This is a genomic window from Desulfogranum japonicum DSM 18378 (assembly GCF_000429945.1).
In the GTDB taxonomy this organism is placed as follows: Bacteria; Desulfobacterota; Desulfobulbia; order Desulfobulbales; family Desulfobulbaceae; genus Desulfogranum; species Desulfogranum japonicum.
The window spans coordinates 69,609-78,202 of record NZ_AUCV01000031.1; the positions used below are offsets into that span (position 1 = coordinate 69,609).

The window sequence follows — 8,594 nt, forward strand, 5'->3', positions numbered from 1 at the left end:
TGACTTAAAGAAAAATAAATCTGTCCCCTTTTTTCCTGCCGTCACCAAACTCCTTTTTGAGCAGGTTGTTGTTCTTGTCGTAGGTCTTGGTGATTAGGTTGCCGATCTCATCGATGGTTACCCGGCCGTGTTCAGTGAATTTATCGCGGCGAATGGTATGACCGTTGATAGCCACCCGCTCGGTCTCGCCGTCGGGGTAGAACCAGTACTCCGTCTTGTGGCCCATGGCGGTGGTGATCTTGGCATAGTTGCTCTCGTAGGCAAAATATTTACCGCCGCCCTCGCGTGACAGCACACTCTTGACACCACCGGAGGGGTAGTAGGTGATGAAGAACTTGCGGCCAACTTCGTCGGCCTTGATGGTCAACCTGTTTTCGTCGCTGTACTGGTAGCGGGTTCCATGACCAAGGACATCGGTGACCCGGGAGAGCAGATTGTTGTCCCAGGTGTAGGTTACACTGCGGCCATGGTTGTCCATAGACTTGGTGATCTTGCCCGCGTTGTTGTAGGTGAAGTGAAAGACAGGGGTATTGGTGCGATCGTTGATCGAGCTGAGCTGGTCGCCCTCATAGACGTAGCGGGTCAGGACACCAATTCGGTTGCCGGTCTCGACCATGCGTCCCTGGCGGTCATAGCGGACATAGTTGCCCTTCTTGGATTGCCAACGGTAACCATTCTCCAGCTGTTTCAGGGTGAAGGTCTTGTAGTGGTAAAGGCCATCATTCCCCTTGGTATAGATCAGGTCGGCTTTCTTGAGCGTGTTGACCTTGTTGGTGGGGCGGATGCGGTTGAATTCGTGCTCGAACTGCCAGGCTCCTTCAGCATAGAGGCGCAAAACTCTGGCATAGCCGCCGGCTACCTTGACTTCCATATCAACCAGGTCGTCCTGGTACTGGCGGGTATAGACGTTGACAAAGGAATTGACTGCCACAGTGTGATCGCTGTTAGTGGACTCGGTGGTGGAATCCTTGCTGGCGGCTGTGGTGCTCTCTGCGGAACAGAGTGAACAAAAATCACCCTCAGCAGTGCCGTTGCCCTCATTCTTCTGGCATTGGGGACTGTTCTGTCCGGGATCACCGTTGTCTCCTCCCGGCTCGTCATGGTCATTGTCGCTCGGCTCTTCGGTACCACCGCATTGACCGGTGGTGCAGGACTCGAGCACATGGACCTGCCGGCCATCTACTTTGGAACCGGTAACGGATTGGCTATCAAAATCGTCGGAGCCCAGACCGAGATCGGCGTGGCAGGGACTGGTGTAGGCGTTGAACAGCAAGAAGAGGAGTATGACTGGTAGCCAGTGGTGTGTTTGTCGGGTTCGAGGCATAATGTTTGCTTTTTGTTTACATTCCCATCTTGCTTAGTGCGGAATAAATTCGCAATTACCAAGGTGTGTGGCGAGAGAAAGCTATGTGATGATATCTGCCAACAATGATGTAAAGGAGTTGCGGAGTGTGACCAACTTGACAAATGGGATAATTCAAGACCTGACCCCGCTTGACAATCCGTAGAAGAAAATGTCAAGCAGCCGTTACACCGGACAAGCCGATGAACTTCTCACTTTTCCCTCTTTTTCCCTTACTCACCTGCCGAAGAGGTGATTTTTTGTCCCTTTTCCTCCAATAACGTCGTTTCTAGCTTATGGATTTCTTTCACCTTGCCTGTGACATTAAGGTAAAAAAATCCCGAACTTGGAATTAAAGCAAATAGGAAGAGAAATACAAGTATGGTTCTCGAAAAAGGAGCCGATTTATGAATTAACAGATAGGTCGAACACAGACATGCGAATATGCACATGCAATACATAATAATTATTATGTCGTTTCCAATCGACGTATATCGTGCCCCCCAGTTCGTCCTTAAAAAAAGATTGACTGAATACCAGCAAATAAATACATCTACTATGGTAACCAGAAACATCACAATACAATTGATAATATAATTATTCATCACGTTTATTTCCCCTCAAGCTATTACTAACAGCTCTTCAACAGTATTCAAGAGTGATAATCAGTATAGAAAAAAATGAGGCTCATCAGGCCCAAATGAGCCCCCAGGCCAGATATTTGTTTTTATGATTCTAATAAAAACATACTTTTTGGGTAATACGCCTGTGGGCCACAAATCATCTTCTTTTAGGTTCTTTCAAATTTTGCCTCTGAGAAATGGAAAAGTGAATTCAACCTTCAGACCTCCTGATCTCGACAATTTTCGACAAGACACACCTCAACATGTAACCACTTGAAATTGTAGCACAACACTCCAAATTGTTGCGAAAATACGGAAGGAGGTTTACGCAGGCAAAAGATTCCGATATGCTACCGGAAACATCCCCTCTGCACTATTCCGAAGACCGGAGCCTTCTCATGCCGCAGCTACAACTCCCTTGCTTCCCCGAAGGCATAACCCTGATCAACCAGAATGTCGGGTTTATGCGCAAAGACAACAGTATCACGTATTTCTACGGAAGCCTGCCGATTTTCACGCATGATATTGATGATATGCGATCCTTTCGCATGATCACCAGTCAGTTGTACGTCAATGGCAGTGCCAGTCAAGCTGAGATAATCCGAGCCTTTGGTGTCACCAAAACCAGCGTCTTGCGTAGCGTCAAACTGTATCGGGAAAAGGGAGTACCTGGTTTTTTTGCCCCTCGCAATCTCCGTGGCCCCGGGGTATTGACGCCCCAGGTCCTTGCCCAGGTCCAGGAAAAGCTCGATGACGGGGACACTATCCCTGAGATCGCGAGAGCATTGGACCTGAAGGCTGACACCTTGCACAAAGCGGTTCGTGCCGGCAAACTGCACAAGCCTCAAAAAAAAAGAACTGACCACCGGAAGTAAGCCGTCCGACGCCACCAGCAAAAGCGAACGAAGCGCCGCTGATGCCCTTGCCCCGATAGGCATGGGAGCGACTGACACCACCGGTCGCCTGTTGGCGAGCATCTTTCGATCCGGCCCTTTGGCGCCGGTGTTTGAGCAGAGTCTCGATGTAGCCAGCGGCGGAGTGTTGCTCGGCTTACCCGGACTCTTGAGCATGGGCTTGTTGACCCATACAGATTGTTTTGCTCTGCCGCCAGGATATTATCGATTGGACAGCATCTTTCTTTTGCTCGCTTTTATGGCACTCGCCCGGGTCAAAACCATCGAATCGTTGCGCTACTGCCCACCGGGAGAATGGGGTAAACTCCTTGGCCTTGACCGGATTCCCGAAGCAAGAACCTTGCGGGAAAAGGTCAGATCGCTTGTGCGGGACGGGCAGGCCGAGCAGTGGAGCGGCACACTGAGCCGGGAGTGGATGGCCATGTTCCCCGAGTCCACCGGTGTCTTGTACATCGACGGGCACGTCCGGGTGTACAACGGCAGTCAGACAGAACTCCCTCGTCACTATGTTGCCCGACAGCAGCTGTGTCTTCGTGCCACGACCGATTACTGGGTCAACGCCATGGACGGTCAACCCTTTTTCATGGTGAACAAAGCGGTAGATCCCGGCCTGCTCAAAGTCCTCGAGCATGAGATCGTTCCCCGGCTGGCGCGAGATCTCCCTGTGCAACCCGGACTCTTTGCCCAGGAAGAATCCTCCAGTCCCCGCTTCACCCTGGTCTTTGACCGGGAGGGATACAGTCCGGACTTCATGGCCAGGATGCGGAAACAAAATATCGCCTGTTTGACCTACAATAAACACCCCGGTAAAGACTGGCCCGAGGAGGAATTTCAGCCACGGCAGGTCCCTTTGATATCCGGCCAGACCGTGGAAATGCTTCTTGCCGAGCGCGGCACCATGATTGGTAAAAAGCTCTGGGTTCGAGAATTCCGCAAACTGAGCAAGACAGGACATCAAACCTCTATCGTCTCCACGGATTACAGCCGCGCATTGACCGGTTCTGCAGCGGCCATGTTCGCCCGATGGTGTCAGGAAAACTTCTTCAGATATATGCGAGAACATTATAATCTCGATCGCCTTGCCGACTATTCAACGGCAGAGATTCCTGAGAGTACCAAGGTGGTCAACCCCCAGTACAGGGAGGTCGATGGCGAGGTTAAAAAACATGCTGCCCGGCTTGCCAGAAAACAGTGTGAGTGTAATGCGATTGTCCTCTGTGATGATATCGAACCTGAGAAAGTCGCGGAGTACGAGCTCAAAAAAGCAACCCTACAGGAAGAAGTGGATGACCTGGCCAGAACGGTCGAAGACCTGAAGGCATGCCGGAAAGGGACACCACGGCATGTACAATTTGCCGACCTACCCGAGGAGGACCGATTTCGGATGTTAGGCATGCAGTCCAAGTACTTCATCGATACGATCAAGCTGGTTGCCTATCGTGCCGAGACCGTCCTGGTCAGCATAGCCCGCAAAACCATGAATCGCCTGGATGATGCCAGAAGCCTGGTCCGCAGCCTCTATACGATGGAGACAGACCTCTTCCCAGATTATGAGCGCAATACCCTGGTGGTCCAATTGCATCAACCGGCCAACCGCTGCAGCGCCGAAACCATGCTCAACATAATCTATGAACTGAACACGACCCGGACGGTATTCCCTGGAACAAATCTGCGATTGGTTTACAAACTGGTAACTTAACAAAATCTTCCGAGATCAGGAGTTCTGACCTTAATCTGGCCACGGGGAATTTGCACGAATTCATAGATGTAAGTCGTGCAATTTAAGCAACTTGCGACACTAACAAATACGGGCTCGTAACCATTGGTACTCATTTGCCGGATGAACCAAAATTTCGTTAACAACCTAATACTTAAGGTATACTTATTATGGGAGTAAATTCTCTTATCCCCCCTGGCCGATGCCACCTAACAAAAGGTTTACCATTTTTGTCAAAATTCAGGTAGTTCTCAAAACCGCTAGTCGGCCTATTGGATGCATTAGCAATATCCTGAGCGACTGAATTTTCCCCTTTACCCGAGTTACATCCCCAGATTTCAATAGAAGCATCCACGGTTAGATTACTCCAGTTTAGAAAATATGGGGAAACATCATTTATTCCACCCCTTGTGGAAATATTTGTTCCAGGGGCATTCGCATTTCCAACACCAATAACTCTTGAATTTGAATGTCCAATAATTACGATGCGTACAATATCATCATGTGTCTTTAAAGCAGTGTTCAGATCTGAAACTGTATTAACATTATGAATCGAAACATCAAGATTGTCATATTTATCTCCATACAATTCATAAGACTCTTTCGCTGCATACTGTGCGGGCTTGTGCCAAGGATTAGCAGGATCTCTAACAGGATTCCCTTCCGTTTTGAAAATCAATATTGATTCAAGTCCAAATGGATCAATCCAGTTAACCGGATCATTTTCAACATAGGCATAAAGATTCAACCCACCATCAAGCCCAATAGGATCAGCAGAGATGTACCTGCCTGTTTCCGGATCATAAAATCTGTGCCAATTATAATGTTCACCAGTTTCAAAGTCATAATACTGCCCAGAAAAGCGTAAATTATTCACTACTTGCTCAACTTGGACATTAGCATTCCCAAAAGCATTATACGCCGCTTTCCAAGTTACAGTACCTAAATTATCAGTGGTTATATTGGGTGATCCAAGATGATCGTTGTGATAGAAAAATATTCTGTCACCATGCTTTAATATTACAGGATTGCTCGTCCATATGGAATTTGGTGTGTAACCATACCCAGTTTTCAACTCTCCTGTCGCTGAAAATTCTGCGACAAGCCCTTCGTCGGCATAGTAAAACCAAATTTGCTGACCATTCACCTTTTTAGCAACTCTACGCCCAAAAGGGTCATACACATATTCTGCCCGTACCCCTTCTTTTTTAACCCGAGCCAAACGATTTTCCATATTATAGATATACTCTACAGTTTCAGTTGGAGACGAACTACTAAGAGTATTACCATTGATATCGTATTGGTACTGCGTTTCACCTGAGCGAAGTAACTGATTATTGGCATTATAAACAAAATCAGAATCTTCCAGGTTGGAAATACGATTATGAACAGCGTCATAACCGTATTGCTCTGTTTGTTGCCCATTTTCTTCTACCTGAATCAATCGCTGTAGGTCATCGTACCCATATCGAGTAACCTTACCTGCAATTTGCTTGGTATTCACCTGATTAAGAGCATCATAAGTGTAGTTCAAGTCAAGGACTGTTTTTCCACCTGCTACACTCTTGCGTTTTGTTAATCTGAGCAGGCCATCGTAGTTATTGGTTTGCTCTCCGCCAGGGAAGGTTATCTTTTCAGGGAGAAGCCAGTTGAACTGATCATAAGATATCTGCGCCACGCCTGGAATGGAAATCTCTGCTAACTGGTTGATATTGTTGTATTGATAATATTGGGTTTCACCATCTGGGGCAGTATAGCTTCTTTTTTGGCCGTTTTTGTAATAGGTGTATGCGTGTTGGGCGGTGAACGTGCCATAATCCACTTTGCCACTTAACTGTTGGCCTAAAAGATCGTATGTATAGCTGCCTTTGGTGACACCATCATCGTACCCTGCAAGTTGTCCCTGTAAATTAAATGTAAGTGTTACTGTATTTTTCGGCTGGCTGCCTGCAGATTTTTGCAGAGTATAACTTTGTAACTGCCCTGTACTGTCATACTGATACGTTTTTTGCTGCCCCTTAGCATCCATTGTTTGCAGTAAGCGGCCTGCCTGATCATACTTTGAGGTAAAGATATTTCCCAGTGGGCGAGTTTCACTAATCTTCTGACCAATTTGATTGTATGTAAAGCTGGTTGTCTGACCTTTGGCATCGGTTACTGCGATCAGGTTACCTAAGGCATCATAGGAGGATGTTGTCACCCCACCTGCGGGGTCAACGGTAGCTACTTTTCTGCCAAGCTTATCATATTCATATTTGGTGGTATAGCCAGCCGCGTTGGTCACAGCGATCAGTTGTCCGGTTTTATCATACTGAAAGCTTGTGCTTTGCCTGATGCCTTCTGCTTTGTCCGTCTGTTTGATCAATCTGCCGCGCAGGTTATATTCAAATAGTCGGGTAAAAGTGGGGTACTTGATCTGAACCGGTTTGTCTTGGTAGGTCTTTGAACAGGTCCCACAGCCCTGGAAGCCTTGGTAGGTGATTTCGATACTATTGTTATTACCATCTACGATCTTAGAAATTTTATCCGTTCCCTGCTCATAGAAATAAATCTGGTATTTGCCCTCCTGATCAATTTTTTTGGTGAGGTGGTTATCCTTGTCAAAGTTGAAACGAGCAATACCTCCAAGGGCATCGGTGGTTTTGATGAGGTTATCCTGGTAATCATATTCAAAAGCAGTTGTGCCGCCTGCGCTATCTATTTTCTTGACTGGTCGGTTGGCTGCATCATATTCGGTTTCGATTGTGCGGCCGTTTGCATGGGTTTGTTGCACCAAATTACCCTGGAGATCATAAGATGAAGAGTTGGTCACGCCTACCGGATCTGTAGTTGTGAGAGGGTTACCCATATAATCATAGGTGATGGTGGTGATGCCACCAAGTGGATTCACCTCTTGCACCACATTCCCATTGGCATCATAACTATAGGCAGTAACAACCTGGTCGGTGCCATTGAACTGGATAGTTTTCACCAGGTTGCCGTCGGCGTCATACTCGTGCTCAGTTCGCTGCTCGTCAATGGTTTGATACGCTTTACGGATAACGGTGGGTAAGGCCCATCTCGTTATAGGTGTATCTGGTTTCCACACCCAGTTCATTGGTTTTACTAAGTCGATTATTGTTAGCGTCGTAGGTGTAGGAGACTTTACTGCCGTCTGCATATTCTTTTGTGAGCAGGTTATTGTTGGCATCATAGGTTTTGATGACCCTATTACTCAGCTCATCGATGGTGGTGCGGCCACCATCATAATATTCTTCTGTTCGGATGGTGGCACCGTTGAGCTTCACCTTGGCAGTTTCGCCATTGTCCAGAAACCAATACTCCGTGACCTTACCCATGCTGGTGGTGACTTTGGCGTAGTTGGTTTTGTAGGAGAAATATTTCCCACCTTCCATGCGTGAAAGTACGCTTTTCACTGCACCGTCTGGATGGTAGGTGATGAAGAACATTCTGCCAGCCTCATCGGCCTTGGCTGTCATTTGTCCGTTTTTGCTGTAGCTATAGCGTTTGTTATGCCCACGTACATCGGTGAATGTAGTCAGCAGATCGTTTTCCCAGAGATACGAAACTGTGCGTTCATGCTGATCTGCAGCCTGGCTGATTTTGCCTTGGGCATTGTACGTAAAGGTATATACCGGCGCGCTATGGCGGTCAGTGATGGAATACAGTTGCTTGCCCTGGTAGGTATACTTTACGAGCACTCCCCGTCGGTCACCGGTTTCAACCATTCGCCCCTGTTGGTCATAGAGCACATATTTTCCTTTTTTATTCTGCCAACGATAGCCTGTATCCAGTGGTTGCAGAGTAAAGGTTTTGAAATGGTATATTCCGTCTGCACCTTTTGTATAGTTGATATTGCCCTTTCTCAACACATTTTCCTGAGCTGTTGTTTGAATACGGTTAAACTCATGCTCAAACTGCCACTTGCCCTCCACATAGAGACGATATACTTTGGCATAGCCACCTGCAACCTTCACTGACATGTCAATCAGGTCATC

Annotated in this window: 6 protein-coding genes; 3 read left to right on the top strand and 3 right to left on the bottom strand. The window is 47.4% G+C overall.

The genetic code is table 11. The features are described from left to right. Positions 1 to 4: 4 nt before the first annotated feature. Positions 5 to 1,324, bottom strand: coding sequence for an RHS repeat protein (locus tag G493_RS0114645; protein ID WP_153306537.1), 1,320 nt, complete (start codon positions 1,322 to 1,324; stop codon positions 5 to 7). Positions 1,325 to 2,312: 988 nt separating this feature from the next. Here G493_RS0114645 and G493_RS0114660 point away from each other — a divergent pair. After that, positions 2,313 to 2,840 (top strand): COG3415 family protein, encoded by a 528-nt coding sequence (locus G493_RS0114660; protein WP_028581002.1) that lies wholly within the window; start codon positions 2,313 to 2,315, stop codon positions 2,838 to 2,840. Further along, the gene (locus G493_RS0114665; RefSeq protein WP_028581003.1) at positions 2,788 to 4,578 is read left to right on the top strand and encodes a putative transposase; all 1,791 of its coding nucleotides are present in this window, start codon (positions 2,788 to 2,790) and stop codon (positions 4,576 to 4,578) included. Before G493_RS0114660 ends, G493_RS0114665 begins: the two co-directional genes overlap by 53 nt. 172 nt (positions 4,579 to 4,750) lie before the next feature. Here the strand turns inward: G493_RS0114665 and G493_RS0114670 are convergent, their stop codons facing one another. After that, complete coding sequence (locus tag G493_RS0114670) at positions 4,751 to 7,486, bottom strand: RHS repeat domain-containing protein (RefSeq protein ID WP_232363770.1); 2,736 nt, start codon at positions 7,484 to 7,486, stop codon at positions 4,751 to 4,753. Between the two features lie 3 nt (positions 7,487 to 7,489). Between G493_RS0114670 and G493_RS34010 the strand changes: the two genes are divergently transcribed. Then, positions 7,490 to 7,648 carry a hypothetical protein gene (locus tag G493_RS34010; protein ID WP_205623693.1) on the top strand — a complete coding sequence of 53 codons (159 nt, stop codon included), beginning with the start codon at positions 7,490 to 7,492 and terminating at the stop codon, positions 7,646 to 7,648. On the opposite strand, the gene G493_RS0114675 is transcribed toward G493_RS34010, so the two are convergent. Then, on the bottom strand, positions 7,629 to 8,594 hold a 966-nt coding region (locus G493_RS0114675), incomplete at its 5' end, for a hypothetical protein (protein WP_028581005.1). The genes G493_RS34010 and G493_RS0114675 overlap by 20 nt on opposite strands.